Here is a 25,095-nt window from a genome sequence, read left to right as displayed (position 1 = left end):
GGGGGTGGGCAACGCGAACGACCCGACACGTCGAACGGGCCGGGGGTCTCCAGCGTACGTCGGTGGTGTGACGGCCGCGTCCGCAATCGGGTGGCGGGGGTGCCGCGAGGGACGGCACCGGTGTGCGACCCGGGGCGGACCGGCCCTGGTGCGCGATCCGTGATCCGCGGCGATCGTGCCGTGGCCGGCCCGCCGCGGATCACGCACGACGGCCCCGGGTGTTCGCCAGAACACCCGGGGCCGCCCCCCCTGTACCGCGACGGGACTCCCGTCACCGCGACGGACCCCCGTACCGCCGTCGTCGGCCGCCGCGTCCGCTGTCGCCGCTACTCCGAGGCGATCGCGTTCAGCACGTTCATCCGTCCTGCCCGGAACGCCGGCACCAGCGCGGCGAACAGACCCACGAACGCCGAGGCCACGAAGACCGTCGTGATCGTCGGCCACGGGATCTCCAGGACGCCCAGGCCCTCGAGCGCCAGCAGCTTCTGGGCCGCCGTGCCCCAGCCCATGCCCAGGCCGAGGCCGAGCAGCGCGCCGAACAGGGCGATGACGACGGACTCCAGGCGGATCATGCGGCGCAGCTGGCGGCGCGAGAGGCCGATCGCCCGCATCAGACCGATCTCCCGGGTCCGCTCGACCACCGACAGGGCGAGGGTGTTCACCACACCCAGCACGGCGACGATGATGGCGAGTGCCAGCAGGCCGTAGACGATGTTCAGCAGCTGGCCGACCTGCTTCTTCAGGTCCGCCTTGAAGTCGGTCTGGTTCTGCACCTTGTACTGCGGGTACTTGGCCAGCGACTTCTTGAGGGCGGCGTACGCCTCCTTCTCCTTGCCGTCCTCCGCCTTCGCGAACATGATCATGTTCTTCGGCATCTTGTCGGCGGGCACATACTGCGCGGCGGTCGTGATGTTCATGTACATCGCGCCCTTGTCGACGCTCGTGTCGTCGGAGGTGATCGCCGCGACCTTCAGACCGGCCGTCCCGCCGTTCTTGAACGCGACCTTGATCGTGTCGCCGACCTTGACGCCATGGCGCTCGGCGTAGGCGTCACCGACGGACATCGCGTTCTTCCCGTAGGCGGCCGAGAGCTCGCCGGCGACGGTCTCGCGACGGAGGTCCTGCGCGTACGTCGGGTCGGCGGCGACCAGTTGCTCGTCCTCCGCCTTGCCGTCCGGCGCGGTGATCTTCGCCGGCATGCCCTTGTACTCGGTGACGTACTCGATGCCCGGTGTCCGCTCCAGGGCCCGCTGGGCCTGCGGGACGATGGCCCGGCCGTCGTTGCCGGCGGACTGCATGATGAAGTCGGCGCCGACCGACTTGTCGAGCTGCTCGGTCGCCGAGGCGACCATGGACGAGCCGACCACCGACAGGCACGCCACCAGGGCGAGGCCGATCATCAGGGCGGCGCCGGTCGCTCCCGTACGGCGTGGGTTGCGCAGTGCGTTGCGCTCGGCCATGCGGCCGACCGGGCCGAACATCCGCAGCACCAGCGCGCTGATCACCCTGACCACGACGCCCGCCAGCAGCGGGCCGACGACCACGAAACCGATGAGGGTCAGGACCACGCCGAGGCCGAGGAACATCGAGCCCTCGCGCGCCTTGTCGGCCTGCGTGGCGACCATCAGTGCCGCGGCGCCGCCGCCGGTGAGGAGAAGGCCGATCAGGGCGCGGACCCGGCCGGCCTTGCCGTCCGCCGGAGTTCCGGCGTCGCGCAGGGCGGCCATCGGGGAGACCTTGCCGGCCCGGCGGGCCGGGATGTACGCGGCGAAGACGGTGACGACGACGCCGAGCGTCATGCCGACGAGAGGGGTCGTCCACTTCACGGTCAGGTCGGCGGTGGAGAGGTTCATGCCCGTCGCCGACATCAGCTTCATCAGACCGACGGCGAGGCCGACGCCGGCGGCGACGCCCGCGACGGAGCCGACGAATCCGAGCAGCAGCGCCTCGACGAGCACAGAACGGTTGACCTGGCCGCGGCTGGAGCCGATCGCCCGCATCAGGCCGATCTCGCGGGTGCGCTGGGCGACCAGCATCGAGAAGGTGTTGACGATCAGGAAGATGCCGACGAGGAGGGCGATTCCGGCGAAGCCGAGCATCGCGTACTTCATCACCTTGAGGAAGGATCCGACTTCCTCACGGCCCGCGTCCGCGGCTTCCTTCGCGGTCTGCAGTTTGTACGGGGCCTCCAGCGCCGCGTCCACGTTCCGCTTGAGCACATCGTCGCTGACGCCCGGCGCGGCGGTGACCGCGATGTGGGTGAACAGGCCCTCCTTGCCCAGCAGTTCACGCTGGGCGGTAGCGGTGTCGAAGTAGACGACGGCCGCGCCCGGGTTGGTGACCTTGAAGGAGGCGATGCCGGAGATCTTCGCGGTGAAGTCACCGGTGACGGTGATGGTGCGCAGTTCGTCGCCGAGCTTCAGGCCGTGCTTGTCCGCGGTGTCGGCGTCGACCATCACCTCGGTGGGACCGCGCGGGCCGTGGCCGGAGGTGATCTCCATCGCCTTGAGGTCGTTCTGCGTCCAGGCGCCGGCGATCGTGGGTGCGCCGCCCGTGGAACCCATGTTCTTGTTCTCGGAGTTGACGACCGTCACGCTCATGGAGACGACCGCGCCCTCTGCGGACTTCACTCCCTCGGCCTTCTCCACCTGCTGGACGAGCGAGGCGGGCAGTGTGGCGGGCTTGCCGGTCGCCGGGTTGTCGTCGTCGCCCGAGCCCTTGGCGCTGACGGTGACGTCGGAGGCGGTCGCGGCGAAGAGCTTGTCGAAGGTGGTGTTCATGGTGTCGGTGAACACCAGCGTGCCGGAGACGAAGGCCACGGACAGCAGCACCGCCACCGCCGAGAGGGCCATCCGGCCCTTGTGCGCGAAGAAGTTGCGCAGGGAGGTCTTGAGCACGGTCACGACGTCCGCCCCCGGGCGTCGAAGTCCTTCATGCGGTCGAGGACGGCCTCGGCGGTGGGCCGGTGCATCTCGTCGACGATCCGGCCGTCGGCCAGGTACAGGACGCGGTCCGCGTAGGAGGCGGCGACGGGGTCGTGGGTGACCATCACGATGGTCTGGCCCAGCTCGTCGACGGAGCGCCGCAGGAAGCCCAACACCTCCGCGCCGGCACGCGAGTCCAGATTTCCGGTCGGCTCGTCACCGAAGATGATCTCGGGCCGGGCGGCGAGCGCCCGGGCGACCGCGACACGCTGCTGCTGACCGCCCGAGAGCTGGGTGGGCCGGTGCCCCAGCCGGTCCGCCAGACCCACGGTCTCGACGACCCGGTTCAGCCAGGCGGCGTCCGGCTTACGGCCGGCGATGTCCATGGGAAGCGTGATGTTCTCCAGGGCGTTGAGCGTCGGCAGCAGGTTGAACGCCTGGAAGATGAAGCCGATGCGGTCCCGGCGCAGTTGGGTGAGCTTCTTGTCCTTGAGACCGGTGATCTCGGTCTCGTCGATGTGGATCTGCCCGGAGGTGACGGTGTCGAGCCCGGCCAGGCAGTGCATCAGCGTCGACTTGCCGGAGCCGGACGGCCCCATGATGGCCGTGAACTGCCCGCGGGCGATGTCCACATCGACGTGGTCGAGCGCGACGACGCGGGTCTCACCGGCGCCGTACGCCTTGACGACCTGCCGCCCCCGTGCGGCGACGGCCGACCGCCCTCCGGTTTCCCCTCGTGCGGGGGTGGTTACAGCCGTAGTCACCGTAGATCTCCTAGTTCTGGAAGTGGACGAGGCTCTGGAAGCGGATGAGCGTCACTGCCTCGTATGCCTTGAGTCTTGCGGCGACGGCTCTCCGGCGCGCTGGTGCACAGCGCAGTCTTGAGCCGGGGGTTTTCCCCACCCCCGCCTGGTGCCGGCCTCAGCTGCGGCCGTAAGACCAAGTTAAGGAATCGCCCCCTGCCTGCTCGTCGTCCCGGGGAACGAACAACCCCTGGCCATAAGTAAGGAGTAGCCCTTAGGGGTCCTCCACCTCCGGGTGGAGGGGCATGGCTCGAGACTGCACCCTCCCCCTGCGTGAGGCTCAAGTGAGAAGGTGTCCCGGGAAATAGATGCATGACGAAAGGACCCGGCGTGGGCACCACGGAGGAGAGCCCCGGCGGCCGTGCGGCCGCCGGGACCACCGGTCTTGACGACGCCCGGGCCGCTCCCGACGGCCGGCGGCGTGGCGCCGTCGTGGCCGCGCTGATGCTCGGGATGGCGCTCGCCGCGCTCGACGGGACCGTCGTGTCCACGGCTGTGCCGCAGATCGTCGGCGACCTCGGGGGCTTCGCCGTCTTCTCGTGGCTCTTCTCCGGCTATCTGCTCGCCGCCACCGTCACCCTGCCGGTGTACGGCAAGCTCTCCGACACCTTCGGCCGCAAGCCGGTCCTGGTCGCCGGCATCGTGCTCTTCCTGATCGGCTCGCTGCTGTGCGCCGCCGCCTGGAGCATGACCTCGCTCATCGCCTTCCGTGTGGTGCAAGGACTCGGCGGCGGCGCACTCCAGGGCACCGTGCAGACCATCGCCGCCGATCTCTATCCCCTCGAGGAACGACCCAGGATCCAGGCCAGACTGTCCACGGTGTGGGCGACGTCGGCGGTCGCCGGTCCCGCGATCGGCGGGCTGCTCGCCGCGTACGCCGACTGGCGCTGGATCTTCCTGATCAACCTGCCGGTCGGCGCGGTCGCCCTGTGGCTGGTGGTCCGCCATCTCGTCGAACCGGCCCGGGCTGCACCGGCCGTCCGCCCCCGTATCGACTGGGCGGGCGCGCTGCTGGTGTTCGCGACCGGCACCCTGTTGCTGACGGCGCTGGTCCAGGGCGGCGTCGCCTGGCCCTGGCTGTCGGCGCCCTCGCTCGCGATGTTCGGCGGCAGCGCCGTGCTGATCGCGGTGACCGTCGCCGTGGAACGGCGCGCCGCGGAGCCGGTCATCCCCGGCTGGGTGTGGCGCCGCCGCACCATCGCGGCCGTCAACCTCGCGCTCGGGGCCCTGGGCCTGCTGATGGTCGCCCCGACGGTCTTCCTGCCGACCTACGCCCAGTCCGTGCTCGGCCTCGGTCCGATCGCCGCCGGCTTCGTCCTGTCGATCATGACGCTCAGCTGGCCGGTCAGCGCCGCCCTGTCCAGCCGCGTCTACACCCGCATCGGCTTCCGGCGGACCGCCATCATCGGCATCTCGCTGGCCGGGCTGATCCTCGCGGCCTTCCCGCTGCTGCCCTATCCCGCCGAGCCCTGGCAGCCGGCCCTGATCATGCTGCTGCTCGGCGGAGCGCTCGGGCTGTTCCAGCTGCCGCTGATCGTCGGCGTCCAGTCCACGGTGGGCTGGTCGGAGCGCGGCACGACCACCGCCTCGGTCCTGTTCTGCCGGCAGGTCGGCCAGACCATGGGCGCTGCGCTGTTCGGCGCGCTCGCCAACGCGGTGATCGCGGCCCGCCTCGGCGGCGGGGATCTGGACTCGGTCTCCCACGCCCTGGCCGGCGCCGGTCCGGCGCCCGCGGAGCAACTGCGGCACGCCGTGGCGACGGCGGTGGACCGGGTGTACATGGGGGCGGCGGGTGCGGCCGGTCTCGCGCTGCTGGCGCTGATCCTGGTGGCGCCTCGGAGATTCCCTGTCATCACCGACAAGCCGGACGCCTGACCGGAGCTCCCGCGGGCCGATGCGCGCGTACACACGGGATCGTCACCGAAACGACATACCGTCCAGTCGGCGAACCCCTTACGTGGGCGCGGTACCGATGAGTAACGTACGCGGACCACCAGCGCCACCCGCCCGCCCCCGAGGGCGGCAAGGAGCAAGACACATGTCGTACCACCACCGCTTCCCGGACCCACCGCCCTCGCAGCAGCCCTGGAGCGCGGCCCCCCAGTACGGGGGCACCGCCCCGCAGGCCTGGGACCAGAGCTGGGGCACCCCGCAGGCATGGGACGAGACCTGGGACACCGCCCCGCAGGCGGAGCCGGAGCCCGTCCATCACTACGGCGATCCGTACAGCTCCCGCGACGACATGCATCAGCTCCGCAGGGGCTACCAGAAGCTGCGGCGCGTCTCGACCTTCACCGCGCTCGGTTACTTCGTCTCGTTCCTCTTCCTGTCCGGTTACGCCCCCGGGATGATGACCGGCGAGGTCTCCGGCGGCCTCACCACCGGCGTGCTGCTCGGGCTCCTCACGCTGCCCGTCACACTGGCGGCGATCGCGGCCTACGAGCGCATCGCACGCCGCCGCGTCGACCCGCTCGCCGCGACGATCCGTGAACACGCCGAGCACGCGGCCCAGACGGCCGCACCCCTGCAGGAGCGCCCGAGCCGTACCGCGCAGGCCGGCTGGCAGCGCGGCGCGGGAGGTGCGCACGCATGATCAGCTTCAGCTCCGAAGCCCAGACCATGTCCCTGGTCGCGTTCATCACCGTCATCACCGTCACGCTGCTGCTGTGCGTGATGACCGGCCCCGACCGCGACGACCTGGGCGAGTTCTACACCGGCTACCGCTCGCTGTCCCCGATGCAGAGCGGCCTCGCCATCGCCGGCGACTACATCTCCGCGAGCACCGTGCTCGCCACCATCGGCGTCATCGCGCTGATCGGCTACGACGGGCTCACGCTCGCCCTGAGCACCGTGCTCTCGCTGGTCCTGATGATGTTCCTGCTCGCCGAACCGCTGCGGAACGCGGGCCGGTTCACGATGGGTGACGTCTTCACCCGCCGCACCCCCGGCCCGGCCGTGCGAATGACCACGGCCGCTGTCACCCTGCTCGCCCTGCTGCCGCTGGTGGTCTTCCAGCTCGCGGGCGCCGGCGATCTTCTGGCTGTCGTCCTCGGCTTCCATGCCGAGGGCTTCAAGACGGGTGCCATCGTGTTCCTGGGCCTGTTGATGATCGCCTACGCGGCCATCGGCGGCATGAAGGGCACCGCCTTCATCCAGATCGTCAAGACCGTCGTCCTGCTCGGTGCGTCCACCGCCATCGCGGCGCTCATCCTGAACCGCTTCGACTTCAGCGTGCCCGACCTCCTGGACGCGGCCAAGGCCGGCAGCGGCCTCGGGGACCTGTACCTCACCTCCGGCATGCAGTTCGGCGGCAGCGAGATCGACATGATCACGGCCCAGCTCACCGTCGTGCTCGGTGCGGCGGTCCTGCCGCACATCACCATGCGCATGTTCACCGCCCGCAGCGCGGCCGCCGTACGGCGATCGATGTCCTGGGCCGTGTCGACCGTCGTCGTCACCTGCGTCCTGCTCGCCGTGATCGGCTTCGGCGCCGCGGCGATCGTCGGGCACAAGGTGCTCGTCGCCGGCGACCCGCAGGGCAAGACCGCGTTCCTGATGGTCAGCCAGGCCGTCATGGGCGCGGACCCGACCACCTTCGAGACCCTGCTGTTCACGGCGGTGGCCACGGCGATCTTCCTCACCCTGCTCGCCTCGGTCGCCGGAATCACCCTGGCCTGCGCCAACACCCTGGCGCACGACTTCATCGCCCACGGGCTGCGCAGGTCCAACCTGTCGCCGTTCAAGGAGATGGCCATCGCCCGGAGCGCCGCGGCGGGCGTCGGCCTGGTCGCACTCTTCCTCGCGGCAGCGGCCCGGGAGCTGCCCCTCCAGGCGATGGTCACCCTGTCGTTCTGCATCGGCGCGTCGGCGGTCGCCCCCGCGCTCGTCTACAGCCTGTTCTGGCGCCGCTACACCCGCCGGGGTCTGCTGGCCACCCTGATCGTGGGCGCCGGCTCCGCGCTCATCCTGATGACCGGCAGCAACCTCGTCTCGGGCACCCCGCAGGCCATGTTCCCCGCTCAGGACTTCAACTGGTTCCCGTTCACCACGTCGGGTCTCCTGTCGGTCCCGCTGGGCTTCCTGGCGGGGTGGATCGCCACGATCCGCTCCCCGCGCGAGGCCGCGGTGCAGGAGCAGCAGTACGAGCCGTTCGAGACGACGATCCTCACGGGCGCGTCGTCACGCGAGTCCTGACGGATCCCGTACAACGACCGGGGTGCCCGGCCTGCGCGTGCAGGCCGGGCACCCCGGTTTCGTCAGCGTTCCAGGTCAGCGTGCCTACAGCAGCCCGTCCCACATCTGCTCGAGCAGCACCGACCACCAGCTCTCCGGCGACGCCAGCGCCGCCGGGTCCAGGGCCGCGAGCTGGGCCTGGAAGTCGACCGTCCAGCGGCCCGCCTGCTCCGGGTTGAGGCCGAAGCGCAGCCGCCACATGCGGCCGAGCAGCGCCAGGCAGCGGACGAACTCCGGCAGACCTGTGTTCACGAACTGCGGCGCCACCGGCTGACCGCCCGGGCCTGCCTCGACCGGCACCGCGACGATGTGCGCCGTGCCGTACTGGACGCAGATCGCCCGGCCGAAGTCGCTGCCGACCACCAGGTACGAGCCCGCGTCCGAGGCCGGCTGAACCTGCCGCTGAGCCGCGAGCTCGGCGAGGGTCGGCACCACCGGCTGGGCCGGCTGCGCCCAGAAGAACGGGTTGAAGTCGCCCGGCAGACCCGCCCACACCAGGGTCGCCGCGACGACCTCCGGCACCCCCTGACGCGACACGGCCCGCTGGTCGAACCGGCACAGGCCCTGCGGTCCGAACGCGCCCACCAGCTCCTGCGCGATCCCCTCCGGCGGGATCGGCGGAGCCGGAGGTACCTGGGGCAGCGGCGCACGCACCGGGGCGGGCCGGGCCGGGCCGTCCGCGACCTGATGCAACTCGCCCTGATGGATGAGCAGTTGCTGCATACCGCCCTGACGGCTGGCGTGATCCCTGCCGTACGGGGCGATGTTCGTGATCCGCGCCTGGGGCCATGTCTCCCGGATCATCCGGGCGCAGTAGCCGCCCGGCAGCTCGCAGGACTCCAGTTCGGTGTGCAGCTCCAGGACCTGGTCGCTCGGGACGTTCATCCCGCGCAGCTCATGGAAGATCTGCCATTCCGGGTGCGGGGTACCGGGCGCCGAGCGGCGGATGAGCTGCTGCTCGGAGCCGTCGGGGGCGCGGTAGCGCAGCACCGCCTGGTAGCCGGGACCGACCGTCGGCACACCGCTCGGCTGCTGCGGATACCCGTACGCCGGCGGCATGCCGGGGGCACCCATCGGCGCCTGCGGTGCATGCGGAACGGGGCCGGGCGGGCCGGGAGGCTGTGGAGCGCCGGGGCCCATCGGCGACGGGTTGGCAAGCATCGTCGCGGCATGGTGCACACCGCCGCCGGGAGGCGGCGTCGCACCGGGCGCAGGCGGCGGACCGGGCGGCTGGGGCGCCCCCGGACCCATCGGCGACGGGTTGGCGAGCATCGTCGCGGCGTGGTGGGCACCGGCACCCGGAGGCGGCGTCGCACCGGGCGCAGGCGGCGGACCGGGCGGACCCGGCGGCTGGGGCGCCCCCGGACCCATCTGGCCCGGGTCGGCGAGCATCGTCGCGGCGTGGTGGGCACCGGCGCCCGGAGGCGGCGTCGCACCGGGCGCAGGCGGCGGACCGGGCGGACCCGGCGGCTGCGGAGCGTCCGGGCCGAGCTGGGAGACGAGCTGCGTCGGCAGATATCCGGCCGCCGGCGCACCGGGAGCACCCGGACCCGACGCCGGCGCAGGAGCGGCACCCGGCCGCGCCCCGGGGACACCCGGCGCGCCGGGCGGCGGAGGCGGGGCGTTGTTGCCGCCGCGCGCACCGCGCGGAGGCAGCACCGCCTTGCTCGTCGCCGCATCGGCAATGTCGGCGGCACCGGGCACGGGGGGCGCCACCGGCGGAGGCGTGGCCCCGGGCACCTGCGGCGCGGGCGGCACGGGCGGTGTCGCAGCCTGCGAGGGAGCAGACGGCGCAGGGGCGGACGGCGCGGGAGCGGACGGCGCGGGCGGCTGCGGCTGCGGGTTCAGACCCGGCACGATCGCCGTCCTCGGCAACTGGCTGCCACCCGACATCAGCGCCGTCGGCGCATCCGCACCCACGGCCGGCGGCGGTGTGTCGTCACGGTCGTCACCCGAGATCGGCGGCGCGAACACCGTCGCCGGAAGCGGCACGGACCCGTCGCCCTGCCCCGAGACACTGGCGTCCGTCCAGCCGGAGCCCCCCGACTGCGGGGCGGGCGCGCCCGGCACGGCCGTCGGCTCATGGCTGTCGGCACCGCCGGCACTGGGCCACGCGGAGCCGCCCTGCGAGGCGTTGCCCCCCAGGGACGAACCGGCGGCGGGCCACGACGAGCCGGGCGACGACGAACTCCCGCCCGCCTGCGAGGCATTGGACGCACCCGAGGCGGACGGGGTCGCATCGACCGGCCCCGTGAGCACAGATGACGACTCATCAGTACCCGGCGTCACAGGCGTCGGAGCCGAGGCCCCCGACGGCCCGGAGCCGGAAGAGGCGGGGGCCGGCGCCGCGTCCCGTGTCCCCGCACCCGAACGCCGGTCCGGAATACCCAGCCTGTCCGCCGCGTCCTGGAGCCACTCCGGCGGGCTCAACAGGAACGACGTCTGGTTCAGATCGATCCGCTGCGGGGGCTCCGGCGCGGGCGCGCTCTGCTGCGCGACGCCGTACTCCTCCTCGTACCGGCGGATCACCTCACCCACCGGCAGTCCCGGCCACAGCGTCGCCTCACCGCTGTCCCTGGCAATCACCATCCGCTGCCGGCCGCCGTCCGAACGGACGCCGCCCTCGCGGTCCTCCGCCCAGACCACGAAGCCCAGCTCGAACTCCCGCACCCGCACCTCACGATGCTGATACGGAGGCACATCGCCGTTGACCCACTCCTCGGCGCGCTCCTGCGCCTGCGCAAACGTCACCATCGGACCGTCACCCCTCGTCCGGAACCGGAACGGCACGCGCGAAGCCGCCGTCCACCATCAGGTTCGCCACGGTCTCCAGCTCCGGCGGACTGCCCGCCAGCCGCTGCAAGAACGCGTCGAAGTCCTCACCGCAGGGCAGCAACAGCCGCTCCACCCGCTCCTGCACACTCCACCCGTCCTGGTCACGGGCGTCGTCGTACGCGCAGAACCACACCGAACCGGTCCCGGAGCCCCTGACCTTCACCGCCAGGATCCCACCCTGGACGAAGCCGACGCCCAGGTAGTCCTTCGTCAGATGGTCCCGCAGACACTTGTTGACGTACACCAGGTCGTTGACCGCGGCTTCGTCACGCACCGTGAAGAACGGCTGATCGAGCAGAAGTCCGAGCTCCGCATCGAGCGCAGCCCCCACCGGCGCACAGCCGCCGGCCGCCTTCAGGAAGGAGCGATACGCACCAGGAAGGCGGTATCCCAGATCCTCCTCCACACTCAGCAACTGCTGCTCGGTCACCGACACCGCACCCTTCGGCAGACCGAAATGCGCGGGCCGGGTCTCCTGCAACGGCCGTGTACCACGCTTGTTCTGGTCGACCGCCGTCGTCGCCAGCCCACCGTGATGCCGCAGCAGCGCCTTCACCTCCACCGGAACCAGCTCCAGCCGGCGCGTACCCGGCACGTGGTGCCAGGTCCAGCCGTGCGGAGTCGCCACCGAGGAAATCGTGTCCCACAACTCGTGGCCCTCGGCCGACAGCGCCGCATTCGCCGACACATAGTCGGTGAGGCGCAGCTCGTCCACGCCGAAGCCCTCCGGGGGCTCGGCGATGTCCGCCGCCGCGCGCGCGTACGGCGAGAAATCCGGATAGCCGTTCTCGTCCACACGCACACCCCTGGGGTGGCGGGAGGCCCGGACCGGGTCCGGGAAGTTCACGACCTGCCCGGCGTAGGCCGCGTTCGGTGGCGCGGCGTGCCCGAGCCGACCTGTCGTCATGGCGGTTGCCCCCTGCTGCGTCCGACTGATTCAGCACAGCCTAAGCGGTGCCGCATCAAGAGGATCCGGCGCTCCGCTTCCGTAACGAACAGTCACATTCGGGTGACCCAGTGACGACGCGGCGACACGTTTCACACGTTTCCGCGCCCCAGCTTCCACACCACCCTTCCCATTTGGCAGGCTGTCCCCGCAACTCGGGGGAGTGCAGGGAGGGACAAACGCACCATGCACACAGCGCAACCAAGTACGTCGGGTGATCCACGCCTCAACTGGGGCAGCGCCGAGTCCGGACGGCCGCCCGGACTCCGGCACCGGCGCGACGGCATCCTGCCCGCCGTCGCGGCCGCACTCTCCGTGCGCGGCCAGACCCTCACCTGCACCGCGGGCAAGGCCGACCAGCCGCCTGTCCTTCACCCGCTCGTACAGGACTTCCTCGACACCCTCACCAGCGGGCAGCGCGAACGGTTCACCGGGCGCTGCCCCGAAGCCATCCTGCTCTCCCGGCATCTGGCCGCCACCGAGAACCAGCGCTCCAAGCGCGCCCAGCGGAAACCGCTGACCCACAGCGAGGCCCGGCGCGCCTTCAAGCAGGCCAAACTCACCGCACGGCGCATCCGGGAGGACGGTGACCCGCTGCACGGCAGCTACGCGCCGCCCTGCCGGTCCTGCTCCGCCATGCTCGACCACTTCGGGGTCCACCCCGTCGACCCGCACGCACCCGAGATCGGCTGACCCCGCACACATGCCCGACCACCTCAGCACCACGCGGTTCCCCGTCGCCGTCGACGCCGCCCTGCGGGAATCCGGCTGGCAGCCGGGCCGCTGGGACATCAAGCAGGCGGAGCAGTGGGCCGACACCCTGCGCGCCCATGTCTCACCGGCAGGCCACCGGCACACCGTCTTCCCCGCCGTCGTCGAGGCATGGGCGGAGTTCGGCGGGCTGCACATCACCGCCCTCGGACCGGGCCGCCAGCACGCGCCCACGCCCGTGCACGTCGACCCCCTCGCCGGCCTCCACCTGGCCCGTACGCTCGCCGACCTCGGCCGCGCGCTGGACACCGAGATCTCCCCGCTCGGTATGGAGGGCGACCACCAGGCCGTCCTGGTCATGGACATCGAAGGCCACGTCTACAGCATCGACCACACCGGCGACTGGTACCTCGGCCCCGACATCGACCAGGCTCTCGGCACCCTGATCACCGGGATGCTGCCCGCACGCCTCACCCTGGGGTGACGCCGCAGCCTGCGGGCGTGCCTCACGCCGCCGGACCGCGCCGCCGCAGCCTCACTCCTGAGCGACGCCGTCCGGGAGCACCGCCGAGACCCGGAATCCACCCGTGTCCGTCGGGCCCGACACGAACACCCCGCCCAGGGCGGTCACACGCTCCCGCATACCCACCAGACCGTTGCCCCCGCTCGGCAGCCCGGCAATCGCCGCACCGCCCGACGCGTCCGGAGCACCGTTCTCCACCTGCATCGCGACCTCCGAGTCACGGTGCGCCAGGCGCACCATGACCTTCGCACCCGCCGCATGCTTGTGGACGTTCGTCAGCGCCTCCTGGACGACCCGGAACGCGGTCCGCTCCACCTGCGGCGCATAACTGCGCGCATCCCCGTGCACCGCGAACTCCACCACCATCCCCGCCTGCCGCGACTGCCCGATCAGCGCCTCGATGTCATCGAGCGACGGCCCGTCCTCGGCCGCCGCCGCGGCAGCGGCGGCCGCCGCCACCCCGACCGCCGCCAGCGGCACCGCCACCGCCGCCACCGGAACCGTCCGCTTCTCGCTCTCGCCCGCCCGCAGCACCCCGAGCATCTCCCGCAGCTCCGTGAGCGCCTGCCGGCCCATGTCCCCCACCAGCGCCGCGTTTCTCACCGCCTTCTGCGGGTCCTTGAGCGCCACCGCCTGCAGCGCGGCCGCATGCACCACCATCAGACTCACCCGGTGCGCGACCACGTCGTGCATCTCCCGCGCGATCCGCGTCCGCTCCTCGGTTCGCGCCCACTGTGCCCGCTGCTCCGCCCGGTCCGCCAGCAGCGACAACTCCTGCTCGAGGCTGTCCGCCCGCTCCCGCAGGCTCTCCATCAACCGCCGCCTGGCGCCTATGTACAACCCGAGCAGCACCGGCGGCGCGGTCAGGCCCAGTGCCATGAACCCGGCCATCACCGGCGCGTACCACGCCCCCGGCCGGAAGTCCTCCGCCGCCGCCACGTCCTGGCGCACCTGCACGAACGCCACGATGAACGTCGCGGCCAGCGACATCCCCGCGAGCATCGCCGTGATCCGGCGCGGCACCTCCGACGCGGCGAGCGTATAGAGCCCGACCAGGACCATCAGATAGCCCATCTCGGCCGGTGTGGTCGCGATCGACACCAGCACCACGGCGATCGGCCACCGCCGCCGCACCACCAGCACCGAGCCGACAACCAGCCCGAACAGCACGCCGAGCGGTACAGGCAACGCGGCTCTCTCCGCGAACCCGACCCCCTCCAGCGCGCACTCAAAGGCAGAGACGGCAGCCAGCCCCACGTCCAGCGCAGCACTGCGCCGCCGCCCCCACCACAGCGGGCCACGGGTGGTCGAACCCGTGACTTCCTGCTGCGCCCCCGTTGTGGTCATGCGTTCCAGCCTACGGGCGGGCGCGAGTCATTTTCGGGGGACCGAATGAGCACGGAACGTGTCCGGCGGCTCCCGGAACGGTCGACCGTGCACCGAGCATGCACCGGGCTATGGCGTCGCATCGAAGGCCCTTGGTACGGCATAGTGTTGGGTGCTGGTCCGACGGCCTGACCAACTGTCCGGTTTAGTCAGACTTAATCCCCTGTGGTGTAATTGGCAGCACTGAGGCTTTTGGTGCCTTATGTCCGGGTTCGAGTCCTGGCGGGGGAGCTGAACAGCTCGGGTCCTGACCTCCACCGGTCAGGACCCGCATTCGTTTCCCGCCGCTGGAGGTCCGGGGGACCCACCAGTTCAGGACGGGTCCCCCCGGTATCCTCGGGGTGTCCACCACCCGAAGCCGAAGGGCATTCCCGTGAGCGCCAACCGCCCGGCAGCCGTCGTCGTCCTCGCAGCGGGTGAAGGCACCCGCATGAAGTCGAGGACCCCCAAGGTTCTGCACGAGATCTGCGGGCGCTCGCTCGTCGGACATGTCGTCTGCGCCGCCCGTGAACTCGACCCCGAACAGCTCGTCGTGGTCGTCGGCCACGCCCGCGAGCAGGTCGAGGCCCATCTCGGCGAGCACTACGCCGGTACCCGTACCGCCTTCCAGGCCGAGCAGAACGGCACCGGGCATGCCGTACGCATGGGACTCGAGGAGCTCGGGGGCACCTGGGGGTCCCCCCAGGCCGAAGGCTCCGGGGGAGGGACCGTGGTCGTCGTGTGCGGTGACACTCCCCTTCTCTCCGGCGAGACCCTGACCGCACTCGCCGCCACCCACGCCGCCGACGGCAACGCCGTCACCGTGCTGACCGCCGAGGTCCCGGACTCCACCGGGTACGGGCGGATCGTGCGCGATGCGGCCACCGGGGCGGTCACCGCGATCGTGGAGCACAAGGACGCCACCGACGAGCAGCGTGCGATCCGGGAGATCAACTCCGGGGTGTTCGCGTTCGACGGCCGGCTGCTCGTGGATGCGCTGGGCAAGGTCCGCACGGACAACAGCCAGGGCGAGGAGTACCTCACGGATGTGCTCGGGATCCTGCGGGAGGCCGGGCACCGCGTGGGTGCGTCGGTGGCCGCCGATCACCGGGAGATCCTCGGCATCAACAACCGCGTCCAGCTGGCCGAGGCGCGCCGTCTGTTGAACGAGCGGCTGCTGGAGCGGGCCATGCTCGCCGGTGTGACCGTGGTGGATCCGGCGTCGGTGCTGGTGGATGTGACGGTCACGTTCGAGCCGGATGCCGTGGTGCATCCGGGGACGCAGTTGCTGGGCGCCACGCATGTCGCGGAGGGTGCCGAGGTGGGTCCGCATACGCGGCTGACCGACACCACGGTCGGTGCGGGCGCCCGGGTGGACACCACCGTCGCGGACTCCGCGGTGGTCGGCGAGGGGGCGTCGGTGGGTCCGTTCGCGTATCTGCGTCCTGGCACGCGGCTCGGCCTGAAGGCCAAGGCGGGCACGTTCGTCGAGATGAAGAACGCGTCCGTGGGTGAGGGGACGAAGGTGCCGCATCTGTCGTACGTGGGGGACGCGACGATCGGTGACTACACGAACATCGGCGCCGCGAGCGTGTTCGTGAACTACGACGGAGAGGCCAAGCACCACACCACCATCGGGTCTCACTGCAAGACCGGGTCGGACAACATGTTTGTGGCTCCTGTCACGATCGGGGACGGCGCCTACACGGCCGCGGGCTCGGTGATCACGAAGGATGTGCCGGCCGGTTCACTGGCCGTCGCCCGGGGCCAGCAGCGGAATATCGAGGGCTGGGTGGCCCGAAAGCGTCCGGGGAGCGCGGCCGCGCAGGCGGCCGAAGCGGCAACAGAACGGGTCGTCGAGGAGAACTGACCGGAAACAGGTGCGTCGAACACGGCGTACCGTGATTGGTGCACGCAAATTCGGCTGGCTCGCGCCCAGAACTCTCGCGGCCAGGGAACACGTCTGAGGAGACAGTGCTGTGACCGGGATCAAGACGACCGGCGAGAAGAAGATGATGCTCTTCTCCGGCCGCGCCCACCCCGAGCTGGCCGAGGAGGTTGCACACCAGTTGGGTGTCGGCCTCGTCCCTACCAAGGCTTTCGACTTCGCCAACGGCGAGATCTACGTCCGCTTCCAGGAGTCGGCGCGCGGCGCGGACTGCTTCGTGATGCAGAGCCACACGGCTCCCATCAACAAGTGGATCATGGAACAGCTGATCATGATCGATGCTCTGAAGCGGGCTTCGGCCCGGAGCATCACCGTGATCATCCCGTCGTACGGCTACGCCCGTCAGGACAAGAAGCACCGTGGCCGTGAGCCGATCTCGGCTCGTCTGGTCGCGGACCTGCTGAAGTGTTCGGGTGCGCACCGCATCCTGACCGTCGATCTGCACACGGACCAGATCCAGGGCTTCTTCGACGGCCCGGTTGATCATCTGTCGGCGCTGCCGGTGCTCGCGGACTACGTGGGTGCGAAGGTGGACCGCAACAAGCTGACGGTCGTCTCCCCCGACGCGGGCCGCGTGCGGGTGGCCGACCGCTGGTGCGACCGGCTGGACGCCCCGCTGGCGATCGTGCACAAGCGCCGGGACAAGGACGTCGCCAACCAGGTGACCGTTCACGAGGTCGTCGGTGAGGTCAAGGGCCGGGTCTGCGTCCTGGTGGACGACATGATCGACACGGGTGGCACGATCTGCGCGGCCGCGGACGCGCTGTTCGCGCACGGCGCCGAGGACGTCATCGTGACGGCGACGCACGGCATCCTGTCCGGCCCGGCGGCCGACCGTCTGAAGAACTCGAAGGTGAGCGAGTTCGTTCTGACCAACACCCTGCCGACCCCCGGTGAGCTGGAGCTCGACAAGATCACCGTGCTGTCGATCGCGCCGACGATCGCGCGTGCGGTGCGTGAGGTGTTCGAGGACGGCTCGGTGACGAGTCTGTTCGAGGAGCAGGGCTAGACACGGCTCCGGAAGGCCGCACCCGTTTCGCCGGGTGCGGCCTTCCGTGTGCCCGGCCGGTGATCGATTGGGTTCCGGGGGCCGCCGTGCATAGACTGTCGAAGTTGCTCGGCGAGGGAGGCCGCACCGTGTGTGCGGCGGTCCGTTATCGACGCGCTCTTCGTAGCAGGCCTGTCGTGGCCGGGTGACCGCCACCAGATCTTTCTTTACGAGGAGTGCACATGTCCGAGGTGAAGCTCGCCACTGAGGTCCGTTCGGAGTTCGGCAAGGGTGCCGCCCGTCGTATCCGCCGTGACAACAAGGTTCCCGGTGTTCTGTACGGCCACGGCATCGACCCGGTCCACGTCACGCTGCCCGGGCACGAGCTGCTGCTCGCCCTGCGTACCCCGAACGTCCTGCTGGCCCTGGAGATCGAGGGCAAGAAGGAGCTCGCGATCCCGAAGGCCGTGCAGCGTGACCCGCTGAAGGGCTTCCTGGAGCACGTCGACCTGCTGCTCGTGAAGCGCGGCGAGAAGGTCACGGTCGAGGTTCCGGTCGTCGCCGAGGGCGAGCTGGCCCCGGGCAACTTCCTGCTCGAGCACGTGCTGAACGCCCTGCCGGTCGAGGCGGAGGCCACCCACATCCCCGAGTCCTTCACGGTTTCCGTGGAGGGCCTGGAGGGTGGCGCGTCGGTGCTCGCGAAGGACATCCCGCTGCCCAAGGGCACGACCCTGGCCGTCGAGGACGACACCGTCGTCCTGCAGATCCTGGCCGCGCAGGCCGAGGAGCCGGCTGCCGAGGCCGAGACCGAGGCGGCCGAGGGCGAAGTGGCCGCGGAGGCCTGAGCCGTATCCTCTCTGTGAGGCTTGACGGGGTGGTGGGCTGCGGCCTGCCGCCCCGTTCCTCTGTTCCCGCTTCCGGTTTTCGGTTTTCGGTTTCGGCCTTTGGTACGAGGAGACGCAGCGCGATGTCCGACGCGAACGAACCCTGGCTGATCGCGGGTCTCGGCAACCCCGGGCCCGGGTATGCCGCGAACCGTCACAATGTCGGGTTCATGGTCGCCGACCTGCTGGCCGAGCGTATCGGCGGCACCTTCAAGCGCGCCCAGAAGGCACAGGCGCAGGTTCTCGAGGGCCGGATCGGGGCGCCCGGACCCGCGAGCCGGCGGGTGATCGTGGTCAAGCCGATGTCGTACATGAATGTCTCCGGAGGCCCGGTGACGGCGCTGCGGGACTTCTACAAGGTTCCGACGGCGAACATCGTCGCCGTGCACGACGAGCTGGACATCGACTACGGCACGCTGCGGATCAAGCTCGGCGGCGGGGACAACGGGCACAACGGACTGAAGTCGATGACAAAGGCGATGGGTCCGGACTATCACCGCCTGCGGTTCGGGATCGGCCGGCCGCCGGGACGGATGCAGGTCGCGGACTTTGTGCTGAAGGACTTCTCGCCGGCGGAGCGCAAGGAGCTGGACTACTTCGTGGACCGCGCGGCGGACGGGGTGGAGTGCCTGGTCACCGAGGGCCTGGAGCGGGCGCAGAGCGCGTACAACTCCTGAGTGGCACCGGCCGGCCGCTGAGATCTTCATCGCGTCGGCCCAGCCGGAGGTTGACCGAGCGCATTCGCATGGCCAAGGATCGCGCCCCATGAAGCGGAACTCCTCCGGCCGGATACTGGTCCATGCGCGTAACGCGGCGATGGCGCTCGTCGCTCTGTTGCTCGTCGTCGCGGGGTTCTGGTCATCGTGGGGCGACGCCCAGCATGTGCTGCTCTCCAAGGGCCGGGAGCACGGCACGCTGACCGTCGCGAGCTGCGGCGAGGACACGTGCACAGGGGCGTACGACCCGGAGGGTTCCCAGGGACCCCGCGACGGCATGACGATCGAGAAGTCGGTGGCCGTCGAGAAGGGCGCAACCCTCGCGGTGGTGGCGAAGCCGGGCAAGGACGAGTTGCTGCGAACAGGCTGGGCGGGCGCCCTGCACGCGTGGCTGCCGCTGGGCGGGGGGCTGGTGCTCGCGGGCCTGGTCATCGGTGGCGGACTGCGGCTGACACGTCTCGCGTGGGCGGCGGGACTGGCGGGCGGGTCGCTGCTGGTGGCGTCGTTCCTGGCGCTCTGAGGGGCCTGCGGAGCTCGAAATCGCTTACCGGAACGTCACGTTCACCTGATCGTTATCGGGACTATCCGGTCGAAGGGTGCTGCTCGGTACGTATGCGGCACGAGGAATCTTGACCGGCCGCGGCGCCAGGCAGGAGCCTGAGCCGCCCCCCACGGCACATTCCCTCCCTCACGATGGACTGACTGCCCATGCGTACCCTCACCTCCACCGGCGCCCTGGTGGCGGCCGCAGCGCTCACGCTGATGGCTGCTCCCTCCGCGCTCGCCACCCCGCCCGGCGACAACGGCACCGTGAAGATCCACGACGCCGAGACGGGCGAAGAGCTCCGTAAGAACGAGCCGAAGGTCTGCGAGTTCTACCTCGACGCCTTCGGATTCGATGCCGCCCAGAAGGTCGTCTGGCACATCGAGGCCTGGGCCGGCAACGACCTCGACAAGGGCGAGACGGTCAAGGCCGGCTCGCTCACCCTCGACGCCGACGGCCACGAGCGCACCGAGGACATGACCCTGCCCGACGGCCAGTACAAGCTGTTCTGGAACTTCGACGGCGAGAACGGCAGCGCCAAGCACAAGGTGTTCAAGTCCGACTGCGAGGACGAGAGCCCGGCGCCGTCCGGGTCCCCGAGTGCGACGCCGGGCGAGGAGCCGAGCGCCGAGCCGTCCACCCCGGGCGAGGAGCCCTCGAGCCCGGCCGCCACCGGCCCGGCGGGCGAGGAGCCGAGCACGGCCCCGAGCCCCGGCAGCTCCGACGGCGATCTCGCCGAGACCGGCAACGGCGCGCCGGTCGGTCTGCTGTCGGCTGCCGCGGCCGCGCTCGTCGCAGTTGGCGGGTTCCTGCTGACGCGCCGCCGTCAGGGCCGCCAGAGCTGACAGCGGTGACAAAGGAGGGTGCCTTTGCCGAGGTTCTCGGCAAAGGCACCCTCCTTCCGTGTGCCGGCGGCCTGGTCAGCCGGTGTTGCGCAGGCCGGCCGCGACCCCGTTGACGGTCAGCAGCAGGGCGCGGGCGAGCAGCGGGTCGTGCTCCTCACCCCGCTCGGCAGCGGCACGCTGGCGCGCCAGGAGCGAGACCTGGAGGTAGGAGATCGGGTCCAGGTAGGCGTCCCGGATGGCGAAGGTCTGCTGGAGCACCGGGTTGGAGCCGAGGAGTTGCTCGTTGCCGGTCACCTTGAGGACCTCGCTCACGGTCAGTGCGTGCTCGGCCTCGATCGCGGTGAAGACGTGCTTGAGGTGTCCGGGCACCAGCGTGTCGACGTAGTGGCGGGCGATCCGCAGGTCGGTCTTGGCCAGCGTCATCTCGACGTTGGCGATGAAGTTGCGGAAGAAGTGCCACTGCTCGTGCATCTCGTCCAGGACCGTGTCCAGGCCGGCCTCGCGCAGCGCCTTCAGACCGGAGCCGACGCCGAACCAGCCCGGCACGATCTGCCGCGACTGCGTCCAGCCGAAGACCCACGGGATGGCGCGCAGTCCGTCCAGACCTGCTCCGCTGTCGGGACGGCGCGAGGGCCGCGAGCCGAGGTGCAGCTCGGCGAGCTGGTCGACGGGCGTGGACGCGAAGAAGTACGCAGGCAGGTCCGGGTCCTCGACCAGCGTGCGGTAGGCGGCGTGGGCGGCGTCCGAGACCGTGTCCATGGCCGCGTCCCAGCGTTCCAGCGCCTCCTCGGACTGGCGCGGAGCGGTGTGCAGGGCGGAGGCCTGGAGGGTGGCGGCGACCGTCAGCTCGAGGTTCTCCCTGGCCAGGGAGGGGATCAGGTACTTGTCGGAGATGACCTCACCCTGTTCGGTCACCTTGATCTCGCCCTCGAGGGTGCCCCACGGCTGGGCGAGGATCGCGTCGTGCGAGGGGCCGCCGCCCCGGCCGACCGTGCCGCCCCGGCCGTGGAAGAGCCGCAGCCGTACCCCGTGCCGGTGGGCCACGTCGCGGAGTCTGCGCTGGGCGCGGTGGATCTCCCACTGGCTGGTGGTGATACCGCCGAACTTGGAGGAGTCCGAGTAGCCGAGCATCACTTCCTGCACGTCGCCGCGGAGCGAGACGAGCCGGCGGTAGGAGGGGTCGGCGAGCATGCCTTCGAGGATGACGTCGGCGGCCTTCAGCTCGTCGGTGGTCTCCAGCAGCGGCACGATGCCGATCTTGGCCCAGCCGCCGTGCAGGTCGATCAGGCCGGCCTCGCGGGCGAGCACGGCGGCCGCGAACACGTCGTCGGCACCCTGGCACATCGAGATGATGTACGACTCGATGACCTCGGGTCCGAAGCGCTCGAAGGCCTCCTTGACGGTGTGGAAGACGCCGAGGGTCTTCTGGCCTGCGGCGTCCAGCGGAGCCGGGGTGGGCGCGAGCGGCCGCCGGGAGCGGAGCTCCTTGGCGAGCAGCCTCTCGCGGTATTCGCGCGGCATGTCGGCGTAGCGCCAGGACTCCTCGCCGAGGCGGTCGAAGAGCTGTCCGAGGGCGTGGTGGTGGGCGTCGGCGTGTTCGCGCACGTCCATGGTGGCGAGCTGCAGTCCGAACGCGGAGAGCGTGCGGATGACCCGGTCCATACGCCCGTCGGCGAACAGTCCGCCGCGGTGCGCGCGCAGCGAGGTCTGGATGAGGGTGAGGTCGCTGATCAGCTCGGCGGTGCCGAGGTAGTCGCGGCCGATCTCGTGCGGGGTGCCCTTGGCGAGGCGCTCGCGGGTGTTGACGAGCTTCTGGCGGATGCAGGTGGCCTTGAGCCGGTAGGGCTCCTCGGCGTTGAGCCGCTTGTAGCGCGGGCTGATCTCGGGCAGCCGCTCCAGGTCGGTCTGCAGCGAGGCGAGCAGTTCCTCGGTGGCACCGGCGTAGCGGATGGAGTTGGACAGCAGTCCGCGCAGGTAGTCGATGACCTCGATGGCGTCGGTGATGCCGTGCTCGTGCTGGAGGATCAGCACTTCCCAGGTCACCGCGGGGGTGACGTTGGGGTTGCCGTCGCGGTCGCCGCCGATCCAGGTGCCGAAGGTCAGCGGCCGGGTCCCGGGGGGCAGCTCGACGCCGACCCGCTCCAGTTCGGCGGCGAGGTCCTCGAGCACGTCGCCGACGGCACCGGCGTGCAGTTCGTCGAGGTAGTAGATGGCGTTGCGGGCCTCGTCGGCGGGCTCGGGCCGTACGACGCGCAGCTCGTCGGTCTGCCAGATGAGGTCGATGTGCTCGGCGAGGCGCAGATCGTGGCGGCGCCGGTCGGCAGCGAGCCCCGGGTTCTCCAGCAGTTCGGCGATGCGGCGCAGCTTGTTGAGGACGGAGCGCCGGGCGGCTTCGGTGGGGTGGGCGGTGAAGACGGGCCGGACGTTGAGGTTCCTGACCGTCTCGCGCAGATGCTCGGGGTCGGCATCCTTCAGCCGGTCCGCGGTGCGGGCCAGCAGGCCGCCCTCGGCGGCGCGGCGCTCGCGCATCTCATGGCCGCGGTGCACCTGCTCGGTGACATTGGCCAGGTGGAAGTAGGTGGAGAAGGCGCGTACCAGCTTGGCGGCGGTCTCCAGGTCGGTGTCGCCCAGCAGCTCGGCTGCCGCCTCGCCCTTCTCTCGGGTCAGGGCACGTACCTGCTCGACGAGCTCGAGCAGTTCGGGGCCTTCCTGGCGGACGAGGGTCTCACCCAGAAGATCGCCCAGTCGGCGGATGTCGGCGCGCAGTTCGGGGCTGGCGGTGGGGGTCTGGTCGGCACTGCTCACAGGTGCGGCTCCTTGCAGTGTTTGAGCACGTCTGGAGGGGTACTGGAGGCTTGCGGACCGCGCTGTCCGACGTCACCCAGGATAGGTGTCCATTTCCCTGACGTTGTCCTCAGGTCTCTTGCCGTGCAGCCGGGCGCTGACATACTTACGTCGCCGTAGGTTACGGACCCGTAGCCACGCTTCAGCCGTCTCTTCCACCCCACAGGGGACCCCATGACCACAAGTCCTGATCTGCTCGACGACGTCTCGGAGGCGCCGACGGCCGGCCTCCCCTCCGCCACCCTCAGCGGGGACAGCAAGGGGTCGATGGAGCAGTTCGCCCTCCTGCTGTTCATCACGGTGCCCTTCATCGCGCTGCTCGCCGCTGTGCCGCTGGCCTGGGGCTGGGGCGTGAGCTGGCTCGATCTGGGGCTGATGGTGGTGATGTACTACATCGGCTGCCACGGCATCACGATCGGCTTCCACCGGTACTTCACGCACGGCTCCTTCAAGGCCAAGCGGCCGCTGCGCATCGCGCTGGCGATCATGGGTTCGCTGGCGGTCGAGGGGCCGCTGGTGCGCTGGGTCGCCGATCACCGCAAGCACCACAAGTTCTCCGACGCCGAGGGCGACCCGCACTCGCCGTGGCGGTACGGGGAGACGGTCCCGGCACTGATGAAGGGCCTGTGGTGGGCGCACATCGGCTGGATGTTCGACCGGGAGCGGACCCCGCAGAACAAGTACGCCCCGGATCTGATCAAGGACCCGGCGCTGCGCCGGATCTCGCGCCACTTCATCTACTGGACGGTGCTGTCCCTGGCGATCCCTCCGCTGGTCGGCGGCCTGGTGACGATGTCCTGGTGGGGCGCGTTCACCGCGTTCTTCTGGGGTTCGCTGGTACGGGTCGCCCTGCTGCACCACGTCACCTGGTCGATCAACTCGATCTGCCACGCGGTCGGCAAGCGCCCGTTCAAGTCGCGTGACCGGTCGGGCAACGTGTGGTGGCTGGCGGTGCTGTCGTGCGGCGAGTCCTGGCACAACCTGCACCACGCCGATCCGACGAGCGCCCGGCACGGGGTGCTGCGCGGCCAGGTCGACTCCAGCGCCCGGATCATCCGCTGGTTCGAGCAGCTGGGCTGGGCGTACGACGTCCGCTGGCCGGAGGCGTCCCGCATTGCGGCCCGCCGCAAGGACAGCGCCGCAGAAGCGGCATGATTGAACACGTGGCGAGCGACGGCAGTTCCAGTACCAGGACCGGCAAAACTGACCAGCCCCGGCCTTCCGGGAGCAGGCGCTCCCGCAGGGTGCGCATGACCGGCGCGGAGCGCCGCGAGCAGCTGCTGGACATCGGCCGCACCCTCTTCGCGGAGAAGGGCTTCGAGGGCACGTCCGTCGAGGAGATCGCGGCGAAGGCCGGGGTGTCCAAGCCGGTGGTGTACGAGCACTTCGGCGGCAAGGAGGGCCTGTACGCGGTGGTGGTCGACCGTGAGATGCGCCAGCTGCTGGACATGGTGACGGGCGCGCTGACGGCGGGCCATCCGCGCGAGTTGCTGGAGCAGGCGGCCTTCGCGCTGCTGGACTACATCGAGGCGTACACGGACGGTTTCCGGATCCTGGTGCGGGATTCGCCGGTGGCCCAGTCGACGGGCACGTTCGCGTCGCTGATCAGCGATATCGCGACCCAGGTGGAGGACATCCTGGGCACGGAGTTCAAGAACCGCGGCTTCGACCCGAAGCTGGCACCGCTGTACGCGCAGGCGCTGGTGGGCATGGTGGCGCTGACCGGTCAGTGGTGGCTGGACGCCCGCCGTCCGAAGAAGGCCGAGGTGGCGGCCCATCTGGTGAATCTGGCCTGGCACGGCCTGGACGGCCTGGAGCCCAAGCCGCGGCTGATCGGGCACCGCAAGAGCTGACGGCCACCGGACCGGTCCGGCCGGGGTACCCGCGGCAGCCGGCTCTCCGGGACCTGCCCTGGAGGGCGAAGGGTACAGAAGCGGCGAACGGTACAGAAAGCGCCCCGTCGCGGTTCCGGCCGCAGGCGGGGCG

The 25,095-nt window shown here is 70.6% G+C and carries 19 protein-coding genes and 1 tRNA gene; 14 read left to right on the top strand and 6 right to left on the bottom strand.

Features of this window, described 5'->3' with window-relative positions; all coding sequences use genetic code 11:
- Positions 1-326: 326 nt before the first annotated feature.
- Together ABZ208_RS20135 and ABZ208_RS20130 are read right to left on the bottom strand one after the other, a co-directional pair.
- Complete coding sequence (locus ABZ208_RS20135) at positions 327-2,903, bottom strand: FtsX-like permease family protein (protein ID WP_356910819.1); 2,577 nt, start codon at positions 2,901-2,903, stop codon at positions 327-329.
- Positions 2,900-3,688, bottom strand: coding sequence for an ABC transporter ATP-binding protein (locus ABZ208_RS20130; protein WP_356910818.1), 789 nt, complete (start codon positions 3,686-3,688; stop codon positions 2,900-2,902). Before ABZ208_RS20130 ends, ABZ208_RS20135 begins: the two co-directional genes overlap by 4 nt.
- A gap of 351 nt (positions 3,689-4,039) precedes the next feature.
- On the opposite strand from ABZ208_RS20130, the gene ABZ208_RS20125 reads away from it, so the two are divergent.
- From ABZ208_RS20125 to ABZ208_RS20115, 3 genes are all read left to right on the top strand, one after another.
- Complete coding sequence (locus ABZ208_RS20125; protein WP_356910817.1) at positions 4,040-5,602, top strand: MFS transporter; 1,563 nt, start codon at positions 4,040-4,042, stop codon at positions 5,600-5,602.
- Between the two features lie 163 nt (positions 5,603-5,765).
- Positions 5,766-6,320 (top strand): DUF485 domain-containing protein, encoded by a 555-nt coding sequence (locus tag ABZ208_RS20120; protein ID WP_356910816.1) that lies wholly within the window; start codon positions 5,766-5,768, stop codon positions 6,318-6,320.
- Positions 6,317-7,921 carry a cation acetate symporter gene (locus tag ABZ208_RS20115; protein WP_356910815.1) on the top strand — a complete coding sequence of 535 codons (1,605 nt, stop codon included), beginning with the start codon at positions 6,317-6,319 and terminating at the stop codon, positions 7,919-7,921. Before ABZ208_RS20120 ends, ABZ208_RS20115 begins: the two co-directional genes overlap by 4 nt.
- A gap of 84 nt (positions 7,922-8,005) precedes the next feature.
- On the opposite strand, the gene ABZ208_RS20110 is transcribed toward ABZ208_RS20115, so the two are convergent.
- Together ABZ208_RS20110 and ABZ208_RS20105 are read right to left on the bottom strand one after the other, a co-directional pair.
- On the bottom strand, positions 8,006-10,714 hold the full coding sequence (locus tag ABZ208_RS20110) for an SUKH-4 family immunity protein (RefSeq protein WP_356910814.1): 2,709 nt from the start codon (positions 10,712-10,714) through the stop codon (positions 8,006-8,008).
- Positions 10,715-10,721: 7 nt separating this feature from the next.
- A complete protein-coding gene (locus ABZ208_RS20105; RefSeq protein ID WP_356910813.1) occupies positions 10,722-11,702 on the bottom strand; it encodes an SMI1/KNR4 family protein in 981 nt (326 codons plus the stop codon).
- Between the two features lie 225 nt (positions 11,703-11,927).
- Here ABZ208_RS20105 and ABZ208_RS20100 point away from each other — a divergent pair, with 225 nt between their 5' ends.
- Complete coding sequence (locus ABZ208_RS20100) at positions 11,928-12,434, top strand: YwqJ-related putative deaminase (RefSeq protein WP_356910812.1); 507 nt, start codon at positions 11,928-11,930, stop codon at positions 12,432-12,434.
- Positions 12,435-12,444: 10 nt separating this feature from the next.
- Positions 12,445-12,936 carry an SUKH-3 domain-containing protein gene (locus tag ABZ208_RS20095; RefSeq protein WP_356910811.1) on the top strand — a complete coding sequence of 164 codons (492 nt, stop codon included), beginning with the start codon at positions 12,445-12,447 and terminating at the stop codon, positions 12,934-12,936.
- Positions 12,937-12,987: 51 nt separating this feature from the next.
- On the opposite strand, the gene ABZ208_RS20090 is transcribed toward ABZ208_RS20095, so the two are convergent.
- Positions 12,988-14,322 carry a histidine kinase gene (locus ABZ208_RS20090; protein WP_356910810.1) on the bottom strand — a complete coding sequence of 445 codons (1,335 nt, stop codon included), beginning with the start codon at positions 14,320-14,322 and terminating at the stop codon, positions 12,988-12,990.
- 198 nt (positions 14,323-14,520) lie between these two features.
- Between ABZ208_RS20090 and ABZ208_RS20085 the strand changes: the two genes are divergently transcribed.
- The 7 genes from ABZ208_RS20085 (at position 14,521) to ABZ208_RS20055 (ending at position 20,265) form a co-directional block, all read left to right on the top strand.
- A tRNA-Gln gene (locus ABZ208_RS20085) sits at positions 14,521-14,592 on the top strand.
- Positions 14,593-14,734: 142 nt separating this feature from the next.
- Entirely contained in the window at positions 14,735-16,210 is a 1,476-nt protein-coding gene (gene glmU / locus ABZ208_RS20080; protein WP_356910809.1) for a bifunctional UDP-N-acetylglucosamine diphosphorylase/glucosamine-1-phosphate N-acetyltransferase GlmU, read from the top strand.
- A gap of 109 nt (positions 16,211-16,319) precedes the next feature.
- A complete protein-coding gene (locus ABZ208_RS20075; RefSeq protein WP_356910808.1) occupies positions 16,320-17,297 on the top strand; it encodes a ribose-phosphate diphosphokinase in 978 nt (325 codons plus the stop codon).
- A gap of 221 nt (positions 17,298-17,518) precedes the next feature.
- Positions 17,519-18,121 carry a 50S ribosomal protein L25/general stress protein Ctc gene (locus ABZ208_RS20070; protein ID WP_356910807.1) on the top strand — a complete coding sequence of 201 codons (603 nt, stop codon included), beginning with the start codon at positions 17,519-17,521 and terminating at the stop codon, positions 18,119-18,121.
- 122 nt (positions 18,122-18,243) lie between these two features.
- Positions 18,244-18,837 (top strand): aminoacyl-tRNA hydrolase, encoded by a 594-nt coding sequence (gene pth, locus ABZ208_RS20065; RefSeq protein WP_356910806.1) that lies wholly within the window; start codon positions 18,244-18,246, stop codon positions 18,835-18,837.
- An 88-nt stretch (positions 18,838-18,925) separates the two neighbouring features.
- Entirely contained in the window at positions 18,926-19,396 is a 471-nt protein-coding gene (locus tag ABZ208_RS20060; protein ID WP_356910805.1) for a hypothetical protein, read from the top strand.
- A gap of 188 nt (positions 19,397-19,584) precedes the next feature.
- Complete coding sequence (locus ABZ208_RS20055; RefSeq protein ID WP_356910804.1) at positions 19,585-20,265, top strand: LPXTG cell wall anchor domain-containing protein; 681 nt, start codon at positions 19,585-19,587, stop codon at positions 20,263-20,265.
- A 75-nt stretch (positions 20,266-20,340) separates the two neighbouring features.
- On the opposite strand, the gene ppc is transcribed toward ABZ208_RS20055, so the two are convergent.
- The gene (gene ppc / locus ABZ208_RS20050; protein WP_356910803.1) at positions 20,341-23,070 is read right to left on the bottom strand and encodes a phosphoenolpyruvate carboxylase; all 2,730 of its coding nucleotides are present in this window, start codon (positions 23,068-23,070) and stop codon (positions 20,341-20,343) included.
- 213 nt (positions 23,071-23,283) lie between these two features.
- Between ppc and ABZ208_RS20045 the strand changes: the two genes are divergently transcribed.
- Positions 23,284-24,264 carry a fatty acid desaturase gene (locus ABZ208_RS20045; RefSeq protein WP_356910802.1) on the top strand — a complete coding sequence of 327 codons (981 nt, stop codon included), beginning with the start codon at positions 23,284-23,286 and terminating at the stop codon, positions 24,262-24,264.
- Positions 24,261-24,962 carry a TetR/AcrR family transcriptional regulator gene (locus tag ABZ208_RS20040; protein ID WP_328399699.1) on the top strand — a complete coding sequence of 234 codons (702 nt, stop codon included), beginning with the start codon at positions 24,261-24,263 and terminating at the stop codon, positions 24,960-24,962. The genes ABZ208_RS20045 and ABZ208_RS20040 overlap by 4 nt, the downstream gene beginning before the upstream one ends.
- Positions 24,963-25,095: the final 133 nt, after the last annotated feature.

The sequence above is a fragment of the Streptomyces sp. NPDC006208 genome (genome assembly GCF_040613775.1).
In the GTDB taxonomy this organism is placed as follows: Bacteria; Actinomycetota; Actinomycetes; order Streptomycetales; family Streptomycetaceae; genus Streptomyces.
The sequence above is the reverse complement of the archived record's forward strand: the minus strand, read 5'-3'. Positions and strand labels throughout refer to the sequence as shown.